This is a genomic window from Corynebacterium anserum, assembly GCF_014262665.1.
In the GTDB taxonomy this organism is placed as follows: domain Bacteria; phylum Actinomycetota; class Actinomycetes; order Mycobacteriales; family Mycobacteriaceae; genus Corynebacterium; species Corynebacterium anserum.
The window spans coordinates 1,072,771-1,092,414 of sequence record NZ_CP046883.1 but is presented as its reverse complement, the minus strand read 5'-3'; the positions used below and the strand labels follow the sequence as shown (position 1 = coordinate 1,092,414).

16 protein-coding genes are annotated in these 19,644 nt (G+C 54.9%); 9 read left to right on the top strand and 7 right to left on the bottom strand.

The features are described from left to right. Positions 1–32: 32 nt before the first annotated feature. Both tal and tkt read right to left on the bottom strand, forming a co-directional pair. Positions 33–1,142: a transaldolase gene (tal, locus tag GP473_RS04525; RefSeq protein WP_185770672.1), complete on the bottom strand. Its 1,110-nt coding sequence runs from the start codon at positions 1,140–1,142 to the stop codon at positions 33–35. Positions 1,143–1,326: 184 nt separating this feature from the next. Further along, a complete protein-coding gene (gene tkt / locus GP473_RS04520; protein WP_185769773.1) occupies positions 1,327–3,414 on the bottom strand; it encodes a transketolase in 2,088 nt (695 codons plus the stop codon). 166 nt (positions 3,415–3,580) lie between these two features. On the opposite strand from tkt, the gene GP473_RS04515 reads away from it, so the two are divergent. Beyond that, positions 3,581–4,546: a heme o synthase gene (locus GP473_RS04515; RefSeq protein WP_185769772.1), complete on the top strand. Its 966-nt coding sequence runs from the start codon at positions 3,581–3,583 to the stop codon at positions 4,544–4,546. 240 nt (positions 4,547–4,786) lie between these two features. On the opposite strand, the gene GP473_RS04510 is transcribed toward GP473_RS04515, so the two are convergent. The 4 genes from GP473_RS04510 to mptB form a co-directional block, all read right to left on the bottom strand. Further along, positions 4,787–5,860 carry a COX15/CtaA family protein gene (locus tag GP473_RS04510; RefSeq protein ID WP_185770671.1) on the bottom strand — a complete coding sequence of 358 codons (1,074 nt, stop codon included), beginning with the start codon at positions 5,858–5,860 and terminating at the stop codon, positions 4,787–4,789. Between the two features lie 110 nt (positions 5,861–5,970). Further along, positions 5,971–6,768 carry an ABC transporter permease gene (locus tag GP473_RS04505; protein ID WP_185769771.1) on the bottom strand — a complete coding sequence of 266 codons (798 nt, stop codon included), beginning with the start codon at positions 6,766–6,768 and terminating at the stop codon, positions 5,971–5,973. Then, positions 6,765–7,775 (bottom strand): ABC transporter ATP-binding protein, encoded by a 1,011-nt coding sequence (locus GP473_RS04500; protein WP_246394920.1) that lies wholly within the window; start codon positions 7,773–7,775, stop codon positions 6,765–6,767. The genes GP473_RS04505 and GP473_RS04500 overlap by 4 nt, the downstream gene beginning before the upstream one ends. Before the next feature lie 21 nt (positions 7,776–7,796). After that, positions 7,797–9,533 carry a polyprenol phosphomannose-dependent alpha 1,6 mannosyltransferase MptB gene (gene mptB, locus GP473_RS04495; protein WP_185769770.1) on the bottom strand — a complete coding sequence of 579 codons (1,737 nt, stop codon included), beginning with the start codon at positions 9,531–9,533 and terminating at the stop codon, positions 7,797–7,799. 231 nt (positions 9,534–9,764) lie between these two features. Here mptB and GP473_RS04490 point away from each other — a divergent pair, with 231 nt between their 5' ends. The 7 genes from GP473_RS04490 (at position 9,765) to GP473_RS04460 (ending at position 16,585) form a co-directional block, all read left to right on the top strand. Then, a complete protein-coding gene (locus GP473_RS04490; protein WP_425488595.1) occupies positions 9,765–10,475 on the top strand; it encodes a helix-turn-helix transcriptional regulator in 711 nt (236 codons plus the stop codon). 3 nt (positions 10,476–10,478) lie between these two features. Further along, complete coding sequence (sufB, locus tag GP473_RS04485; RefSeq protein WP_186277212.1) at positions 10,479–11,909, top strand: Fe-S cluster assembly protein SufB; 1,431 nt, start codon at positions 10,479–10,481, stop codon at positions 11,907–11,909. Positions 11,910–11,914: 5 nt separating this feature from the next. Continuing rightward, the gene (gene sufD / locus GP473_RS04480; RefSeq protein ID WP_185769768.1) at positions 11,915–13,114 is read left to right on the top strand and encodes a Fe-S cluster assembly protein SufD; all 1,200 of its coding nucleotides are present in this window, start codon (positions 11,915–11,917) and stop codon (positions 13,112–13,114) included. 67 nt (positions 13,115–13,181) lie between these two features. Further along, on the top strand, positions 13,182–13,937 hold the full coding sequence (sufC, locus tag GP473_RS04475) for a Fe-S cluster assembly ATPase SufC (RefSeq protein WP_185769767.1): 756 nt from the start codon (positions 13,182–13,184) through the stop codon (positions 13,935–13,937). A gap of 201 nt (positions 13,938–14,138) precedes the next feature. Next, a complete protein-coding gene (locus GP473_RS04470; protein WP_185769766.1) occupies positions 14,139–15,392 on the top strand; it encodes a cysteine desulfurase in 1,254 nt (417 codons plus the stop codon). A 101-nt stretch (positions 15,393–15,493) separates the two neighbouring features. Continuing rightward, on the top strand, positions 15,494–15,961 hold the full coding sequence (gene sufU / locus GP473_RS04465) for a Fe-S cluster assembly sulfur transfer protein SufU (RefSeq protein WP_186277211.1): 468 nt from the start codon (positions 15,494–15,496) through the stop codon (positions 15,959–15,961). 204 nt (positions 15,962–16,165) lie between these two features. Next, on the top strand, positions 16,166–16,585 hold the full coding sequence (locus tag GP473_RS04460; RefSeq protein WP_185769764.1) for a metal-sulfur cluster assembly factor: 420 nt from the start codon (positions 16,166–16,168) through the stop codon (positions 16,583–16,585). A gap of 40 nt (positions 16,586–16,625) precedes the next feature. Here the strand turns inward: GP473_RS04460 and GP473_RS04455 are convergent, their stop codons facing one another. After that, complete coding sequence (locus GP473_RS04455) at positions 16,626–17,876, bottom strand: lycopene cyclase family protein (protein ID WP_186277210.1); 1,251 nt, start codon at positions 17,874–17,876, stop codon at positions 16,626–16,628. Between the two features lie 78 nt (positions 17,877–17,954). Here GP473_RS04455 and GP473_RS04450 point away from each other — a divergent pair, with 78 nt between their 5' ends. Next, on the top strand, positions 17,955–19,586 hold the full coding sequence (locus GP473_RS04450) for an ABC-F family ATP-binding cassette domain-containing protein (RefSeq protein ID WP_186277209.1): 1,632 nt from the start codon (positions 17,955–17,957) through the stop codon (positions 19,584–19,586). The last annotated feature ends 58 nt before the right edge of the window (positions 19,587–19,644 follow it).

The window sequence follows — 19,644 nt, the reverse complement described above, 5'->3', positions numbered from 1 at the left end:
CGCACTACTTTATTACCTACCCAGCTACTCTCTTACTTGTCGAGCTGTGCGCTGAGTGTATCGAGCAGCTCGTTCCACGAGTCGACAAATTTCTGTACGCCCTCGTCCTCGAGAACCGCCCACACATCTGCACAGTCAATGCCCACGGACGTCAGAGATTCGAACACAGTATGCGCAGCACTCTCAGTGCCACTCAACGTATCGCCACCCACTTCTGCGTGGTCAATGACTGCATCGAGAGTAGCTTCCGGCATGGTGTTCACCGTGTGAGGGCCCGCTAATTCTGTGACGTAAAGGGTGTCGGGATAGTCGGAATTTTTCACGGATGTCGACGCCCACAAAGGACGCTGTACACGCCCTCCAGCTTCCTCCAATTTCTGCCAATCCGCGTTGTTGAGCAGCATCTCTTCAAACGCCGCGTAAGCAGAACGGGCGTTAGCAACACCCGCTTTGCCCTTCAACGCTAAAGCTTCCGGCGTACCGATCTCGTCGAGACGTTTATCGATTTCAGTGTCCACACGGGAGACGAAGAAACTAGCGACGGAATGAATAGTGCTCAGGTCATGTCCATTGTCACGAGCCAGAGCGATACCTTCGATAAACGCTTCCATGACCTGACGGTAACGAGCTTCGGAAAAGATCAATGTCACGTTGACACTAATACCGGCACCCAGTACTTCCGAGATTGCGGGAAGGCACTCTTCAGTAGCGGGAATTTTGATCATGAGATTCGGCCGGTCAACAGTCCTGGCTAGGTTTTTCGCCTGCGCAACGGTCGCATCCTTTTCATTAGCAAGACGGGGATCAACCTCGAGGGATACACGACCGTCGCGGCCATGAGTGGCGTCGTAGATAGGACGGAAAACGTCGCACGCTGCGCGCACGTCTTCAGCGGCCATAGCAAACACCGCAGAATCAGCAGGTACATCGTTGGATGCCAGTTCCTGAAGCTGTGCATCATAAGCGTGTCCCTGAGACATTGCGTGAGCGAAAATCGCCGGGTTGGTCGTCACTCCTACGACCCCCTTGGACTCTATGACGTCGGCCAGGTTTCCCGACACGATGCGGTCGCGTGAAAGGTCATCGAGCCACACAGAAGTACCGATGCGTGACAAAGAACTAATGGAGGCAGGCACCTTCATAGCGTCGGGATTAGCAATGGAAGGAGAGGAGAGAGGACTCATGACGTATAGACCTATAGACCTTTCAATACGGTGTTCTCCCCACATGGTACGGAAAAACCCTCCGCTCTAAGGAGAAGGGGAGGGCAAGTACCACACAAAAGGAGGGCCCACATGGGACGTGCGCGGTAGTTATGGATACCGCTTAACGCTCGTGCAAAGAGTCTTTGGCAGCGGCGACAACTGCTTCTGCAGTGATTCCGAACTTCTTAAAGAGCGTCGTGAAGTCTGCAGATGCGCCATAGTGCTCGAGGGAAACATTGCGGCCCTTGAGGCCGGTGAACCGGTACCACGGCATGGCGATAGCAGCTTCTACCGATACACGTGCGGTCACATCCGCTGGCAGAACAGACTCAATGTATTCGGAGTCCTGTTCCATGAACCACTCCATACAAGGAACAGAAACAACGCGGGTTGCGATGCCTTCCTGCTCGAGTGTCTCAGCAGCTTCGAGGGCAATGTGAACCTCGGAACCGGTTGCCAAGACAATAACGTCCGGCTTCTCAGCACTGGACTCGCGTAGCACGTAAGCACCGCGAGCGACTCCCTTAGCAGCCTTTTCTTTTGTCCCGGGAAGAACCGGCACATTCTGGCGAGTCAAGATCAGAGCCTTCGGTCCCTCAGGAGCTTTGAGTGCTTCAGCCCAAGCAACCGCGGTTTCATTAGCGTCCGCTGGTCGGATGACAGCCAAGTCTGGGATGGCTCGCAGGGCAGCAAGGTGTTCAACAGGTTGATGTGTCGGCCCGTCCTCACCTAAGCCAATAGAGTCATGGGTCCATACGTGATAAACATCGGACTTCATCAAAGCTCCGAGGCGCACAGCACCGCGCGCATAATCTGCAAACTGCAGGAATGTGGCTCCATAAGGCCTCGTGGGTCCGTGCAATGCGATACCGTTAAGAATCGCAACCATGCCGTGTTCACGGATACCAAAGTGCACATTGCGCCCACCTGGTTCAGCTGACCACATCTTGGTGGAGATGGACTCAGGTCCGAAAGAGGGCGAACCTTTGATAATGGTGTTCGTGGAACCGGCTAGATCGGCAGAGCCACCCCATAGTTCTGGCAGCGTAGCACCCAGCGCCTGCAGCGCTGCCTCTGATGCTTTACGGGTAGCAACCGATTCACCCTCCTCCCAGCTCGGCAACTGCGCGTCGAAGTCCGCAGGCAACTCCCGGGCGAAAAGACGGTCGAAGAGCTGCTTATTTTCAGGATGAGCAGCCGCCCACGCTTCAAAGCTCTTATTCCACTCGGCGTGAGCATCAGCTCCGCGCTTAATCAGTTGACGAGCGTGAGCCACCACCTCATCCTCAACAGGGAAAGGTGTGTCTGGGAAGTCGAGTTCTTGCTTGATAGCAGTGATCTCTTCCTTGCCTAGAGCAGCACCGTGTGATGCACCAGTGTTCATCGCATTCGGAGCCGGGTAGGCGATCACGGAGCGAACACGGATGAAGGTAGGGCGCAAGGTCTCAGCCTGTGCTCGTGCCACGGCGTCCAGAATGCCTTCCACATCTTCGGCCGTGACCTCAAGAGTCTGCCAACCATAGGCCTCATAACGGGCTACGACATCTTCAGTGAATGCGATGGTCGTGTCATCTTCAATGGAGATACCGTTATCGTCCCAGAAAACGATGAGGTTACCCAGTTGTTGTGTCCCCGCAATAGAACACGCTTCACCGGTGACGCCCTCTTGCATGTCGCCGTCAGAAGCAATCACGTAGATGTAATGATCGAAAGGCGATTCGCCCGCGGGAGCCTGAGGGTCAAAGAGGGCGCGCTCTCGACGAGCCGCCATGGCCATACCAACTGCAGACGCCAACCCTTGTCCCAGGGGGCCGGTAGTAATTTCAACACCATCTGTATGGTGTACCTCCGGGTGGCCCGGGGTTTTCGAACCCCAGGTACGCAATGCTTTGAGATCCTCAATCTCGAGACCGAAACCGCCGAGATATAGCTGAATATACTGCGTCAGGGAGGAGTGGCCAGCTGACAGGACGAAACGATCGCGGCCAACCCACTGAGGATCGTGAGGATCGTGACGCATGACCTTTTGGTACAGGGTGTAGGCCAGTGGCGCGAGACTCATGGCTGTACCCGGGTGACCAGAACCGCAGTTCTCGACGGAATCGGCAGCGAGCACACGAGCCAGATCAACAGCACGCGTATCGGACTCAGACCAGTCGGCTGGATAGTTCCGAACAGTCAGGGCTGTTTGCTCAGGGGAGAGAGTCACTGAAAATGCCTTTCTGCAGACAAGGAGAAGAAGTCTGTCACTTCTTAATGGCAGATTTACGTTTTCATCTTAGTGTTTGCCTCTAACTTCTGTTTGTGGTGGTGTCCTGTTTCTTGTCTCGGCTAGGCTCGGGTAGCTTAATAAGGGCGTTCCGAAGACGTATGAGTTGAAGAAAAGTGAGGCGAGAGGCTCGGTGAACAAGTTCGCTGACACAGTCAAGGCATATATTGCCCTGACAAAGCCTAGGGTCATCGAATTACTCCTAGTCGCGACAATTCCTGCGATGCTCCAGGCAGAGCGTGGGGAAGTCAATTTCGGTCTCATCATTCTCACGCTGATCGGTGGATGGATGGGCGCCGCGTCCGCCAACACTTTTAATATGATTGCCGATCACGACATTGACCAGAAGATGCGTCGTACGCGGCGGCGACCTTTGGCCAAGGACTCTGTCTCTCTACAGAATGCGAAAATTTTCGCGTGGTCGTTGATGGTGATCAGCTTCCTGTGGCTGTGGCTATTGGCTAAATCGTTGCTTGCAGCGCTGTTCATCCTTTTGACCATTTGGTTCTACATTTTCGTCTATACAAAGTGGCTTAAGCGCCGTACGTGGCAGAACGTGATTTGGGGTGGGGCGGCCGGCTGCATGCCTGTGGTCGTTGGCTGGGCCGTCATCACAGATAACAACGGCGGGGCTTTTCACGCCGGATGGGGCTCGTGGGCTCAGGCGATCATACTGTTCATGGTCATCTTCTTCTGGACTCCTCCGCACACCTGGGCTTTAGGCATGCGTTACCGCGAGGATTATGAAGCGGCTGGTGTTCCGATGATGCCGGTGGTCAAACCGCCGTTAGAGGTTACTCGCCAAATTCTGCTGTACACGTGGGCGACAGTCATCACCTCTCTTTTCCTCGTTCCCGCAGCTGGATGGATTTATTCCGTCATTGCTGTGGCTGCTGGGCTCTGGTTCATCGTCATGGCGCACCGCCTACATCAGGGCGTCAAACATGGAACTCCGGTCAAGCCAATGCAGCTGTTTTTCCTATCGAACAACTACTTATCTATCCTGTTCGTTGCGCTGTCTGTCGACGCGGTCCTCGGCTGGAACACCATCGCCGAGCTGCTTGGTGTTTAACCCCCATACCGATACTCAGCGTTACTCCATACCGAGAGGTGTAGCAGTACTCTCGTGTCTCAAGACATGGCGGGAGATGGAGCAACTCCCGGTGCCGTTTGTCGGATGCGTTGGTGACGTGTCCCCGCCAACCAAAGAATAACTTGACGCCTCTGTGCTTAACGTAGATACCCCTGCCGCAATCACACAGAGTGCGGCAGGGGTTCAGTGCTGGAGATCACTGCGCTCTGTGCGCCCCAGCTAATGGGTCACGGAGTAGTCCACATTATTCACTACGGTGGCGTCTGCGGCTGGGGAACCAGTATGGGCTGCATCTCCTCCCAATAAACGCTGCCGCTGTGCCCACAGCACGCCGGTAATCAGGCAGGTAATGCCTGAACCCAGAACGTGAACTGGAACGGTCCAAATCGGAACGCCCATCCGGAACTGGATAATACCGATAACAGCCTGGAAGACAATTGCGCCGCACAACCACAGTGATGTCTGCTTGAGCACACGGTTTTTATTGATAGCAAACAACGCGGCAATGAGACCGATCGTCATGCCCAAATAAAGATACATAGCATGCGCATGCAAATTAGCGATAGTAATAAGTTCAATCTGGAGACGGTGCTCTGGAAGGATGGCTTCATCCCCGGCGTGAGGGCCAGCTGAAGTGACTAACGTACCGCTAGTGAGGACCACAAACAACGCAAAAGACATGCCGGTCGCGAGATAACGCAACGGCTTAGGCATCTGGTATACGCGCTGCCCATCGTCTGGCTCAGCAACACGGATCACCAATACTGCTGCAAAAAAGACCAAAATCATCGAGGGCATGAAATGAGCCGCAACCATCCACCACGCGAGATCCAAACGCACGGTGACGCCGCCGATCACAGCCTGAACGATGATGCCAATTCCCTGAAGAAAGGCCATGTGAAGCAAAAGCGTGCGTCGCCCCGCGCGCACTAGCGCGATGAAAGTCACGAGGGCTGCTGCGATCAGGACGAAGGTGAGAAGCCGGTTGCCGAACTCGATGGCCTGGTGAATCCATGGGGCAGCGCCCGAGGTCGGGACAAAGGAACCAGGATGGCATTCTGGCCACGTATCGCATCCCAGGCCTGAACCAGTAACACGCACAAGGGATCCGGTAAAGGTAATGCCGGTTTGGCAGATCAGGAGGATGATGGCGAACAATCGCTGGGTACGGATTGACGGTATACGCACCGGACGGGGGAAGCCGTAGTGAGCGTCCATCTTATGCACCCAGGCGTAAAAGGCAACCATCACTTTTGCCAGCGGGTTTTGTTCTTTTTTCACGCGCGATCGCATTGATTCCAACACATTCACTAGCCTAATGGCTCAGCCACGAGGACGGAAAAAGGGACATGCCACTGCGCGGCGTGAGATCTTTTCATCACAATGCGGGGCAGATGTGGCGGCTAATCGCTGTCCATGGTGAAGCGGAAGAATTTAAAGGCTGCGGCCGTCCCGATGAGGGACCAAGCAATCAACGCGATTACTGCAAACCAATCGCATTGGCCGTGGTTGAGAGCATCGGAAAACCCCTGTGTCAGCGCTACGGAGGGAATGAGCATCATGCTCGTCCGCGTGGTGTCGCTGAGTCCAGCCCCCATGACGGAAAACACAGCAGCACCCAGCAAAATAAACCACACCGTATTGGCCAGGGCCAACACCATTTCCGAGCTGAAACGCCCTCCCAAAAATAGGCCGAAACTCGTAAAAGTAGACACGCCGAGGACACCGATCGCAATGGCCGCCGGGATACCTGCAAGAGAAGGATGCCACCCAAGCACCACCGCCACAGCACTGAGAATCAGAATCTGTACGGCAACCACGCTCCCCACGGCACAGACTTTTCCGCCGATTAGTGCCCACGTCGGAACACCGGAGGCGCCTATGCGTTTAAGAGCTCCATATCGCCGGTCAAATGCCACGGCAATGGCCTGCCCTGTAAATCCTGCGCCCATGAGAGCGATAGCTAGAGCCATGGGGTAGACCACGTTGACGTTTCTTCCTTCGATCAGACCAGGAAGCAGCGATAAGCCGATCAGCATAGCGAGCGGGATAACGAGTGACAGAAGCTGCTGTTCTCCGTGTCGAAGGAAAAGAATGGACTCCATCTTTGCCTGAGCTTTGAGAATCCTGCCGGCGGAGGCACGTTGCGGCCGAGGTATGAATAGACCGTCATTGAACCGTTGATTTGAAGGGGTCCTCATGAGCGGATCTCCCGTCCTGTGATGTTGAGGAACACATCCTCGAGAGTTTGTTTATTCACGTCGAGGCTTCGCAACAAAATGCTCTTGTCCGCGAGCAACTGTGTGAGAGTTGCAATGAACTCAGGAGTCACTTCTTTAGTTTTAATAGCCAAATGCTGAGCTTTGGTTTCACTGACAGATACAGCCTCCTTTCCCACCCCGGTTTGCCGGAGTTGGGCAGCTAATTCTTCGGCTGCCAGGTCCCCGTCATAATGGATCGTCACCATCCCTCCTGCGTTTCCCTCGGCGGAGTCACCGCCTATGACTCGCATGGAGGTGAGTTGTTCGGGGGAACCCTGCGCTACTACTCGCCCCTTGTCGATAATCACCACGTTGTCTGCGAGAGCTTCTGCTTCATCCATGAGGTGAGTGGTTAATACCACTGCTACTCCATCTCGGCGTAGCGAACGCACCAGATCCCAGACCACCATGCGCGACTGAGCATCAAGCCCCGCGGTGGGTTCGTCTAAAAAGACCAGTTCGGGGCGATTGACCAACGCGCAGGCAAGGGAAAGCCGTTGTTGTTGGCCTCCGGATAGACGCCGATACGGTGTTTTTTTATGCGACGCCAGGCCTACCGTCTCCAACAACCATTGGGTATCCAGGGGATCCGTGGAGTAGCTGGCAACCAATTCCAACATCTCACCAACGCGCACACCAGGGTACGCACCGCCGCCCTGCAGCATCACACCGATGCGTTCGCGTACGGCATCTGCTTTGGCTACGGGATCCATGCCGAAGACACGTACTGTGCCTTCATCGGGGGAGGAGAATCCCTCGCACATTTCCACTGTGGTGGTCTTTCCTGCGCCATTCGGCCCTAGGAGAGCGAGCACTTCCCCAGCATGGAGAGAAAAACTCAGTTCATTGACTGCCACATTGTTACCGAAACGGCGCACCACTTTCTCGAGACACAAGATCTCCGCGCCGTGTCGTGAACTCTTGGTCGAGGTATTTGCTTGGGTCACGGAGCACTACTTTAGCGCGCTTCATTGTGATTTCTTATGACGACGCAATGCTTCTCTGTCAAGAGGCGTACCTGTTTTTATCGCGTCCGCCAGATAAGGGTGTGCACGCACAAAGAAATAGCCGGCCAGGAGTACAACGGCAAAAATTACGACAAACATGACGTAGATATAGACCACAGTCGCCGGGGGTAGACCTAGCCCCCTAGGAAGGACTGCGAAGCTGAATAACGTGGAATATGCCACCGCGATGAAAATGAATGGGTCACGGTTTGCCCAAGCCGCCAGCGGGAAGATTGCCCATAAGAGGTACCAGGGCTGGACTACAGGGAAGAAGACCACCATGAGGAACATTGCCAAGCCAAGACCACCCACGGGATGGATCCGGCCTTTGAACGAGGCCCACAACATACGGACTACCCACGCGATACCAACGAGAACACCAAGACTACGAAAGACTGTCAGCGCAACTCTTTGATGATCACCCAGTCCTAAATTCATGCCAAGGAATGCTGAGGCGAGTCCCAGGACTGTGGAAAATGACATCCAGCTCACGATCTCCGTTGCTCCGCCCTGGGATGTGATCCAGCCGAGCCCCACGCCTGTACCTAGTGACAGCACAAGGGCTACAATAACCGCCACCGAGGCAGAGATCAGACCAGCTTTGATGAGATCCGTGATGGTTCCACCAAACCAACGGGCGATAGCTACCGCAGCAAATCCCAGTGCCATTAGTGCAGTGACCTTCACCAAACCGGCAGCGGTGATGAGACATAGCCCCAGGATGAGGAGGATCCAGCAGCTCTGAATTGGGCGTTCCACCTGGTCCACTCCGCGCAACACTAGTTCCAATCCGGCCAGAAGTAATCCCAACATAGCGGCTTCGTTGTGTATACCGCCCACCAAATGCAGTAGAGCTAGTGGGTTCAATACGCCAAGCCACATGGCAGTTTGAGAGGGCACGCCACAGCGTCGGGAGAGTCGGACCAGAGCCCAACCCGCGAGGGCAAGGCCAATAATCGATACGAGGCGATGTAGCAAAATACCGGCAACAAAACTGTCATGCGTCAGCGATGAGATCACGGCACCGTAACCCAAAGCAGTGGGGCCGTAGGGGGCGGGGGAGTGACTCCACATCAATGGAACAGAGCGAACGAGTGGGTTATCCGGTTCCAATAAGTCGACGGGGCCAGCTGCATAGGGATCCCAGCCTCGAGCAGCAATGGATCCTTGCGCCAAGTAAGAATAAATGTCCTGGGTGAACAATGGAGCGGTCACATACAGAGGGATGACCCAGGCAACGAAAGTTCTCCACAAGATGCTCACCGGAACAAGGTGGACGCGCCGTCGCCGTAAACTGACGCAAAATCTGGCCATGAGTAGCCAGCCGATAACAAGTATGCCGATGCCGAGGAACACCATCACAGTGGATGCATGGAGCATCCGTGAAAGAGTGCTCACGAATGGTAGTTGCCAAAATGGATTATGTAGCACTGGGTAAGCCCCAGCGCCTAGCCCACCAATGGCAATCATAAATGCGCCGACGGTGCCTAAAAACATTGCTAACCGCAGACGAAGGCGGTGCGCGGGGTCAAGAGGACTCAGGCGCGTTTGCTCTGGATGGTGGAGAACGTCTCGCCCCTCGTTGTGCAATGATGCAGAGCGCGAACCCGCAACACCAATATGTGGCAACTGGGACGCCAACGTTCCAAAAACGCCACTCAGACGGTGGACGGGGGAGGTGGGCAGATCCTTGTGCATGGCTGAACAGTTTACTGCGTCTGTGTCTGCTTCTTGGGGTGGGTATCACGGTGTGTGTTGTTGTTGAGTGCTCGGTTCACTCGACATTGGGTGCGAGAGATAGGGAAACCTTAGTAGACAAAGGAAATAATTTACGTAACATTCGTGTTGTCTAATCATGAGTGGCCGCATGGATCCCGCCCAATAGGGAGACTGCCGATCACGGCGCATCAATAACGAGAAGGAAATGAGGTGTCCATTGAGGTGAGCGATCACGATACTCGGCACCGCATCTTGCTCCATGTTCTGCGTCATGGACCGGTGAGTGCCACGGACATTAGCGAGGAATTTGGCCTCAGCGCAGCTGGCGTGCGTCGCCACCTCGACAACATTGTTGCGGACGGCTACGCCGAAATCATGAGCGTTCCACGATCCGGCCAACGTGGTAGGCCGGCGAAGATGTTCCGATTGACCGACGCCGGCCGTTCGCTATTTGGACATGATTACGACACCCTGGCATTGCTTGCACTTCGCGCCCTGCGCCAGGCTGGTGGTGAAGCGGCTGTGGAAAACTTCGCTGCCGAACGCATTCATGACCTGCTCAGCGATGTTGAGGAAACCGATAATAAGAACAAGAGCATCGCCACTACCGACGCGACTTCCACGGGTAATGATGAAGATGTGATCGCAAAGGCAAGGGCGATCGCGGACGCACTATCGGACCGGGGTTATGCTGCGACGGTTGGAAATGCTGCAGGTGGTGTTCAGATTTGTCGGCACCACTGCCCAATCCAGGATGTCGCGCAAGAGTTCCCTGAACTGTGCGCGGCGGAACACCGGGTGGTCGCGGAATTGCTTGGGCAACACACCCAGCCACTGGCGACTATCGCCGACGGTAACGGCATTTGCACCACCCACATTCCGCTGACAACTATTCACCCTTCCCCCAAGAAGGAAAGTTAGGATATGACTCAAGCTGCACAGCAACCACAGACCGATGAAGAGATCATCAACTCCATCGGCGCATATGGCTACGGTTGGCACGATTCGGACGTAGCAGGAGCTTCTGCACGTCGCGGCCTCAATGAAGAAGTCGTTCGTGACATCTCTGCCAAGAAAAATGAGCCGGAGTGGATGCTACAGCGCCGTCTTAAGGCGCTAGAAATCTTCGAAAAGAAACCACTTCCTACGTGGGGAGCGGATTTGTCTGGCATCGATTTCGACCAGATCAAGTACTTCGTGCGCTCCACGGAGAAGCAGGCTCAGACCTGGGAAGATCTACCAGAAGACATCAAGAACACCTACGACAAGCTGGGTATCCCCGAAGCTGAGCGCCAGCGCCTCGTTGCAGGTGTAGCTGCCCAATACGAGTCAGAGGTGGTTTATCACCAGATTCGTGAGGATTTGGAAAGCCAGGGTGTCATTTTCGTCGATACGGACACTGGACTACGGGACTATCCAGAGCTTTTTGAGGAGTACTTCGGCTCCGTGATCCCTGCGGGCGACAACAAATTCTCCGCGCTAAATACCGCTGTGTGGTCGGGTGGCTCCTTCATCTACGTTCCCAAGGGTGTTCACGTTGACATCCCTCTCCAGGCCTACTTCCGTATTAACACTGAAAATATGGGTCAGTTCGAACGAACCCTGATCATTGTTGATGAGGATGCCTACGTTCACTACGTCGAGGGTTGCACGGCACCTATCTACAAGACCGATTCTCTCCACTCCGCGGTAGTTGAGATCATCGTGAAGAAGGGTGGCCGCTGCCGTTACACCACCATCCAAAACTGGTCGAATAACGTCTATAACCTCGTCACGAAGCGCACCAAGTGTGAAGAGGCTGCCACAATGGAATGGGTCGATGGCAACATTGGTTCCAAGGTGACGATGAAGTACCCGGCTGTGTGGATGACCGGCCCGTACGCAAAGGGCGAAGTTCTTTCTGTTGCGTTTGCAGGCGAGGGACAATTCCAGGACACCGGAGCGAAGATGGTACACATGGCTCCGCACACTTCATCGAACATTGTTTCTAAGTCGGTAGCTCGTTCTGGCGGCCGCGCTGCATACCGTGGCCTGGTTCAGATCAACAAGGATGCCCACCACTCTGCATCCAACGTCGAGTGTGATGCGCTCCTCGTAGATTCCGTGTCGCGGTCTGACACATACCCGTACAACGACATCCGCAACGACCACGTCACCCTTGGACATGAGGCGACAGTCTCGCAGGTGTCTGAGGATCAGCTGTTCTATCTGATGTCCCGCGGTATCGAAGAAGATGAAGCGATGGCGATGATCGTCCGCGGCTTCGTAGAACCGATCGCCAAGGAACTTCCGATGGAGTACGCACTTGAGCTGAACCGACTGATCGAACTGCAGATGGAAGGATCGGTGGGCTAAAACAGATGACAACCCCACTTACTGAGACCGAGGCAACGATTACCCCGGTGAAGGCTGGAACCGAACACCAGACTAAGGGCGACCGTTTCACCTCTTTCAATGTCGAAGACTTCGCGATTCCCAAGGGCAAGGACGAAGATTGGCGTTTCACCCCTCTCCGTCGCCTACGCGGACTTCACGATGGCTCTGCTGTAGAGGGTGAACGTGCGACTATTTCCGTGGAGGCGCCGGAGGGTGTCAGCTACGAAGAGCTGGATCCCAGCGATGAGCGCATCGGTCGTGCTGGCGCACCAGTCGATCGGGCTGCTGCACAAGCATGGGCAGAAACCACCACAGCCGACTACCTCAAAGTCGCCAAGGATACAGTGCTCGACGAGCCAGTGATCATCACCATCACTGGCGCGGGTGAGGACAAGGTATCGTACGGCACCCTCGTCGTGGAATTGGAGAACCATTCCGAGGCAGTAGTCATTGTGAAATATGTCGGTTCTGGCGCCCACTCGGACAACATCGAATTTGTCGTTGGCGATGGAGCAAAGCTCACCACGGTGTTGTTCGAAGACTGGAACCGAGATGGTGTACACCTGTCGAACTCTCATATCGAGGTAGGGCGCGACGCCACTGTCCGCCACTACTACGCAGCTTTCGGCGGTGACGTGGTTCGTTCCGTTCCACACGTTCGTTACACCGCTCCGGGCGGCGATGCAGAGCTGCTAGGACTGTACTTTGCTGATGCGGGCCAGTATTTCGAGCAGCGTCTCCTAGTCGACCACTCCATTAAGAACTGCCGCTCCAATGTTTTGTACAAGGGAGCTCTGCAGGGCGAGCCTGAGAAGGGTAATAACGCGCGGGATGCCCGCACAGCATGGATCGGTGATGTACTCATTCGCCCGGAGGCTACCGGCACTGATACGTACGAGAAGAACAACAACCTGGTTCTTACCAAGGGTGCACGCGCAGATTCTGTACCTAACTTGGAGATCCAAACTGGAGAAATCGTCGGAGCAGGCCATGCTGCGACCGTCGGCCGATTCGACGACGAGCAGATGTTTTACATGCAGTCCCGCGGTATCCCTGCGGCGGCAGCAAAAATGCTCATCGTACGCGGCTTCTTCACCGATGTGATCAAGCGAATTCCGCTGGAGTCTGTCCGCGAACAGCTCGAGAACAAAGTGGCCGAAGAGCTGGAGAACACCGTTCTATAGCTCTCTGCGAGAGCCACCAACGCTTTCAGACACACCAATTTCACAACAATAAGGAACTTTCACTTCAATGAGCACCCTTGAGATCAAAAACCTGCATGCACAGGTTGTTCCGGCGGACGAGAACGAAGCTCCGAAGCCCATCCTCCACGGCGTAAACCTGACTGTGAAGTCGGGGGAAACCCACGCGATTATGGGCCCTAATGGTTCTGGTAAGTCCACCTTGTCCTACGCCATTGCGGGACATCCACGCTACGAAATTACCGAAGGCGAAGTCTTGCTAGACGGCGAGAACATCCTCGAAATGGACGTGGATGAGCGCGCTCGTGCTGGACTGTTCCTCGCGATGCAATACCCCACCGAGGTCCCTGGCGTATCGATGGCTAATTTCCTTCGCTCTGCAGCCACCGCGGTTCGCGGTGAGGCTCCGAAAATTCGTGAGTGGGTAAAGGAAGCTCGCGGTGCAATGGAAGAGCTGTCAATCGATCCGTCTTTCTCCGAGCGTTCTGTGAACGAAGGTTTCTCCGGTGGCGAAAAGAAGCGCCACGAAGTACTTCAACTCGGTCTGCTCAAGCCCAAGTTTGCTGTTCTGGATGAGACTGACTCTGGCTTGGATGTCGACGCACTTCGCGTCGTTTCCGAGGGCATCAACCGTTACAAGGAACGTGAAGAAGGTGGTGTGGTCATGATTACCCACTACCAGCGCATCTTGAACTATGTGAAGCCCGATTTCGTTCACGTCTTTTCAAAGGGCAAGATCGTCAAGTCCGGCGGACCTGAGCTGGCACTGCAGCTTGAAGAAGAAGGCTACGAGAAGTTTATCTAACAACCTCCTGGGCCTTTAAGACTGCAGGGCCTGGCCAGGTGCGTGAGATTCTTTCGCCACGGGGTCAGGCCTTTCGCCATCTTTACGGCTAGGTATCTCTGGTTTTCGGCTGCTTGTCGTTTCCTGGCGCACAGCGCCATACCGTATTAATCACACCCACTTTGCGCAGATAATCGTGCACACATAGGAGAGCGCCCGCACATGAGCACATCATTGGACATTCCTGCAATCAGGAAGGATTTCCCGATCCTGTCCCGGACCGTCCGTGATGGCCGCCCCCTCGTCTACCTAGACTCCGGAGCGACCGCACAGCGTCCAGTCCAGGTTCTGGATGCAGAGCGGGATTTCCTCACCCGCCATAACGCCCCTGTTCACCGGGGAGCGTATGAAATCGCAGAGGAGGCTACCGACGCCTACGAACAAGCGCGTGAGTCAATTGCTAACTTCGTCGGTGCTGATTTTGACGAATTGGCGTTCACGAAGAATGCCACTGAAGCTCTCAATGAAGTGGCGTATCTACTGGGGGATCAGCGTGCGGGAGCGCTTCAGGTGACGGAGAACGATGAGATTGTTGTTTCCGAGCTAGAGCATCACGCCAATCTAGTTCCTTGGCAAGAATTAGCAGCGCGCACTGGCGCAACCCTGCGATGGTACACGCTCACCGACGATGGACGTATCGACCTCGATAGCCTGGTTCTGAACGAAAACACTAAGGTTGTAGCCCTTACCCACCAATCCAACGTCACCGGTGCCATATTGGACGTGGAGGAAGCCGTACGGCGCGCACGTGCTGTGGGAGCTCTTTTCGTGCTCGACGCGTGCCAATCAGTACCCCATATGTCTGTTGATTTCCATGCCTTAGACGTTGATTTCGCGGCGTTTTCCGGCCACAAGATGCTCGGGCCAAACGGAATCGGCGTGTTGTACGGAAAGTCCGCTCATCTCAACGTACTTCCTCCTTTCCTCACCGGAGGTTCTATGGTCGAGAAGGTGACGATGGAGGCAACAACCTTCGCTGTGCCTCCACAACGGTTCGAAGCAGGCACTCAAATGACGAGCCAAGTAGTGGGTCTAGGCGCAGCTGTTCGTTACCTTCAGCAATTGGGCATGGATAAGGTTGCCGCTCACGAGCAGGATCTCACTGCCTATGCCTTAGAACAGTTGCAGACCGTTGAGGCTCTGCGTTTGATTGGTCCCTGCACGACGGACAATAGGGGTTCTGCGGTGAGTTTTGTTGTCGATGGTATTCATCCACACGATCTGGGTCAGGTTCTGGATGACAACGGTGTCTGCATCCGCGTGGGTCACCATTGCGCCTGGCCAGTGCATACCTGTATGAAAGTGCAAGCCACAGCTCGTGCCAGCTTCTATATCTACAACACCCGAGAAGAAATAGACGTCCTGGTTGAAGCAATCAAGCAAGCACAAAGATTCTTCGGTACGGTTCGGGGCTAGTCTCTTTGTTGCTTGACAGACAGCCAGTTTTCTTATTACCTGCCAGATCAAGCAGTCTTATAGTCCCCGTACAGCCCTTCTATAGAGAAAAGTCAGTAGCCATGAAACTTGAGCAGATGTACCAGGAAGTGATCCTGGATCACTACAAACATCCACAACATGCAGGCTTGAGGGAGCCATTCGACGCCGAAGTCCATCACGTCAACACCTCCTGCGGTGACGAACTGACCCTGCGCGTAACTCTCAGCGAAGATAAACAGACAGTGGTGGATGTTTCTTACGACGCCGTGGGCTGTTCCATCAGCCAGGCTTCGACCTCGGTGATGGCAGAGGAAATTGTCGGGCTCCCGGTGGACGACGCCTTTGCAAAGCTCGCTGAGTTTGAACGGATGATTACTTCTCGTGGCAAAGTTGACGGCGATGATGAGATCATCGGCGATGGAGTAGCGTTCGCCGGTGTGTCCAAATACCCAGCGCGAGTGAAGTGCGCCCTCCTGGGGTGGAAAGCGTTCGAAGCCGCCGCCTACGATGCTGGAGCGCGTAAGGAACAACCCGGAAACACCGAATGATGTTCCGGAGAACTACGCTCCACCATTGTTCTACGGCAAAAAGCATGAGCACTACTTAGCCAACACAGCACTGGAAGGTCGCAGATGCACTGCCAGTCGAGCACCACAACCACCAAATCTCGCGGCTAAGCCACAAGTAATCACGTATTCTTACCTATCCCCGCCGACAAATAACACCCGCAGACAGGAAAGCGAAGCAACACAATGACTGAGAACCAAACCACAAACGATAACCCTTCCGCGCCAGAAATGGACCCCAATCCAATGAATGAGGTTCCTCAGCCTCCTGTCGACCAGACTCCGGAGCAGATCGAGATGGCCGGAAAGATCGAAGAGTGCCTCATGGATGTCATTGACCCGGAACTCGGCATCAATGTCGTGGACCTAGGCCTCGTCTATGACACGTGGGTCGAGGGTTCCACCGCGGTGGTGAATATGACCTTGACGTCCCCTGCATGCCCTCTGACCGACATGATTGAGGATCAAGCCAATTCTGCCGTTGTGGGAACACTCCAGGAGATCTCAGAGCTGCGCATTAACTGGGTGTGGACACCAGCATGGGGGCCTCAAATGATCAACGAAGAGGGCCGCGAACAGCTACGATACCTGGGATTTTCTGTCTAGCTTCCCACAAAATTCGCTGTCGTATTTATCACCCTTCTTTTCATCGTTTGTTCTTTAGCACTGCACGCAGCACTTGCCGTGGAGTTTTCCACAAAGGCATGAGGAAAGGATGCCGCCATCCAACGATGGAGCGCATCGCCCACATTGACGCCATTACACCGATCCCATCGTGACCAGTGAGATAGGCAAGTTGGCGTGCAAGATCGAGAGTGAAGAATGCATCGAAAAAGCTTGATAACGTCGGGCCATCAGCCCGACTAATTAATTCAGAACCCAAACGACGTAGATAGAAGGCCAATTCAGCATTAGCCTTGCGGTGCAGCTTGATTCTCCCGCGTGCTCTCTCGGTGCCACTTAATAAATACCCGCCCGCGGATTCTAAAGAATCCAAACACGCATCGGCCTGACTCATGGCTCCCCCCACGGAATAACCCGTTGCTGGATTGATCATCCCTCCCGCAGCTCCAAAGTAGATTCTCGGCAGTGTGCTTGCGCCCGAGAGTACTTTGTCTTCAGAGGTATTCGTTGGTGTTGGACTGAAATCATGGATCGAAAGAAAGCGTGCTCGTCGTGTCCCCATGGGTATCACAACGGTTTCGCGATCAGGGAGGGCATGTGAGCGCCAATCCCGGAAGTGCTCGTCTAGACGAGCTTCTATCCGCCGTTCTAGTTCAGGAATGACAGCATGGGGGGACAGACCAGTTGCCAAAACAGTCTCTTCGAAAAGCACACCACGTTCGAGGTGTTGGACGTAGAGAAAACTCGGTGGTCGTCCAGTAGTTGCTGACCAATCCATAAAGATGGGGGAGGGGGTGGCGTTGCGCAAGAAGGAATAAGGCAGCACAATGCCCACCGCAAGTTGCCAGTATGCACTGGAGTCGGTAGGCGCGCCCGTACAATCAGCTACCATCGTAGCGTCGTGAGGGGGGCGCAGATCAGACGTAATACGTATCCCCACTGCCTCAACAGCAGTGCGTAACGCCTCTTTGTTGAGCATGCAATAACGAAAAGGCGCAGGACGCTCGGAACATGTCACAGTACGAAGTTCAATGGGCGCGGACACAAAATCCCTCGCCCAGACAGGAACCTCAGAATCGAGCAACCCGTAGGTCGCAGGCCATGCGGGCAGCCGCTGAGTAGACTCCACACGAGGATCACAGCCAGTCACCCTCCAACCACGGGCGGCCGCCCTGAACGCCAACAGTGCGCCAGCGGGCCCTAGGCCTTTAATCCATAGATGCGGTGCACCCGATGCCGGCGTTGGGGGAGAAGGGTTGTCTTCTATCAACAAGTAATTCCTCATCCATCACGGTTCATTGCCCTAACACAATGAGAATAACGCGCGCCCACGGTGATAGCGTGGACGGTTGTGATTGTGACCGAAGATCTCGAAGTACGTGTCGGTGCCCGTACACTCCTTGATGCACCGGGACAGCACTTGCGTGTGCAACCTGGCGACCGCATTGGACTCGTTGGGCGCAACGGTGCAGGCAAAACCACCACTATGCGGATCCTTGCCGGCGAAGGCGAACCCTACGGGGGCAAGGTCATCCGGAGCGGAGACTTTGGCTATCTTCCTCAGGATTCTAAGGAAGGAAACATCGAACAAACTGCGCGCGATCGAGTGTTATCGGCGCGAGGTCTCGACCAAATCAGACGCTCCATGGAACGCCAACAAGAGATAATGGAAACCGCCACCCGTGATTCGGAGCGGAACGCTGCGGTAAACAAGTATTCCCGGATGGAAGAGAAATATTATGCGTTAGGTGGTTATGAGGCCGATAGCGAAGCATCGCGGATTTGTGATGCTCTCGGACTACCGGAACGAGTCCTCGACCAACAGCTAAAGACTCTCTCCGGCGGTCAGCGTCGGCGTGTCGAGCTCGCCCAGATTCTTTTCGCTGCCACCGCCGGTTCGGGACGTTCGCAAACCACGCTGCTACTCGATGAGCCAACCAACCACCTGGATGCGGATTCCATCACCTGGCTGCGTGACTTTCTCTCCAAACATGAGGGTGGGCTCATCATGATCAGCCACGATGTCGAACTTCTCGATGCTGTATGCAACAAGATTTGGTTTCTCGACGCCGTGCGTGCCGAAGCCGACGTCTACAACATGGGGTGGAAGAAGTATCTCGATGCGCGAGCTACAGATGAAGCCCGCCGCCGCCGTGAACGGGCTAATGCGGAGAAAAAAGCCGGAGCTTTGAAACAACAAGCGGCCAAATTGGGGGCAAAAGCCACGAAGGCGAAGGCAGCCAAACAGATGGCAGCGCGCGCAGAACGCATGATGAATGAACTCGACGATGTACGCGTTGAAGACAAGGTGGCCAGTATTTCCTTTCCCGAACCGGCCACCTGCGGTAAAACCCCACTGAATGCCACGGGTCTTACAAAAATGTACGGCTCGTTGGAGGTTTTTGCCGGTGTAGATTTGGCCATTGATAGGGGCAGCCGTGTTGTGGTACTAGGTTTCAATGGTGCGGGTAAGACCACGCTGCTCAAACTGCTCGCCGGTGTGGAACGGGTTGATGGTGAAGGTGGTGTGGTGTCCGGATATGGATTGAAGATTGGCTACTTTGCTCAGGAGCACGACACCATTGATGCTCACCGCACGGTGTGGGAAAATGCCGTGTCTGCCTGCCCAGACGCCGGTGAACAGGATTTGCGTGGATTGCTCGGCGCGTTCATGTTCTCAGGTGATCAACTGAACCAACCGGCCGGAACGTTATCTGGTGGCGAGAAGACGCGGCTGGCTCTGGCGACGCTCGTTAGTTCCCGTGCTAATGTCCTCTTGCTCGATGAGCCAACGAACAACTTGGATCCGCAGTCGCGAGAACAGGTACTGGATGCCCTGCGCACATATACCGGGGCAGTGGTTTTGGTTACCCACGATCCAGGTGCTGTGAAAGCTCTTAACCCCGAGCGCGTGATCATCCTTCCAGACGGTACGGAAGACCTATGGTCAGATGAATACATGGAGATCGTGGAACTAGCCTAACTGGAAACGAATAGGCTGGCACATGCCCAGGTCGGACTGATTGCCCTGGCCCGATAAG

Excerpts from the sequence above, each read along its gene's own strand:
- tal (WP_185770672.1), bottom strand. The coding sequence starts at position 1,142 with ATGAAGGTGCCTGCCTCCATTAGTTCTTTGTCACGCATCGGTACTTCT.
- GP473_RS04510 (WP_185770671.1), bottom strand. The coding sequence starts at position 5,860 with ATGCGATCGCGCGTGAAAAAAGAACAAAACCCGCTGGCAAAAGTGATG.
- GP473_RS04505 (WP_185769771.1), bottom strand. The coding sequence starts at position 6,768 with ATGAGGACCCCTTCAAATCAACGGTTCAATGACGGTCTATTCATACCT.
- mptB (WP_185769770.1), bottom strand. The coding sequence starts at position 9,533 with ATGCACAAGGATCTGCCCACCTCCCCCGTCCACCGTCTGAGTGGCGTT.
- sufB (WP_186277212.1), top strand. The coding sequence starts at position 10,479 with ATGACTCAAGCTGCACAGCAACCACAGACCGATGAAGAGATCATCAAC.
- sufD (WP_185769768.1), top strand. The coding sequence starts at position 11,915 with ATGACAACCCCACTTACTGAGACCGAGGCAACGATTACCCCGGTGAAG.
- sufC (WP_185769767.1), top strand. The coding sequence starts at position 13,182 with ATGAGCACCCTTGAGATCAAAAACCTGCATGCACAGGTTGTTCCGGCG.
- GP473_RS04470 (WP_185769766.1), top strand. The coding sequence starts at position 14,139 with ATGAGCACATCATTGGACATTCCTGCAATCAGGAAGGATTTCCCGATC.
- sufU (WP_186277211.1), top strand. The coding sequence starts at position 15,494 with ATGAAACTTGAGCAGATGTACCAGGAAGTGATCCTGGATCACTACAAA.
- GP473_RS04460 (WP_185769764.1), top strand. The coding sequence starts at position 16,166 with ATGACTGAGAACCAAACCACAAACGATAACCCTTCCGCGCCAGAAATG.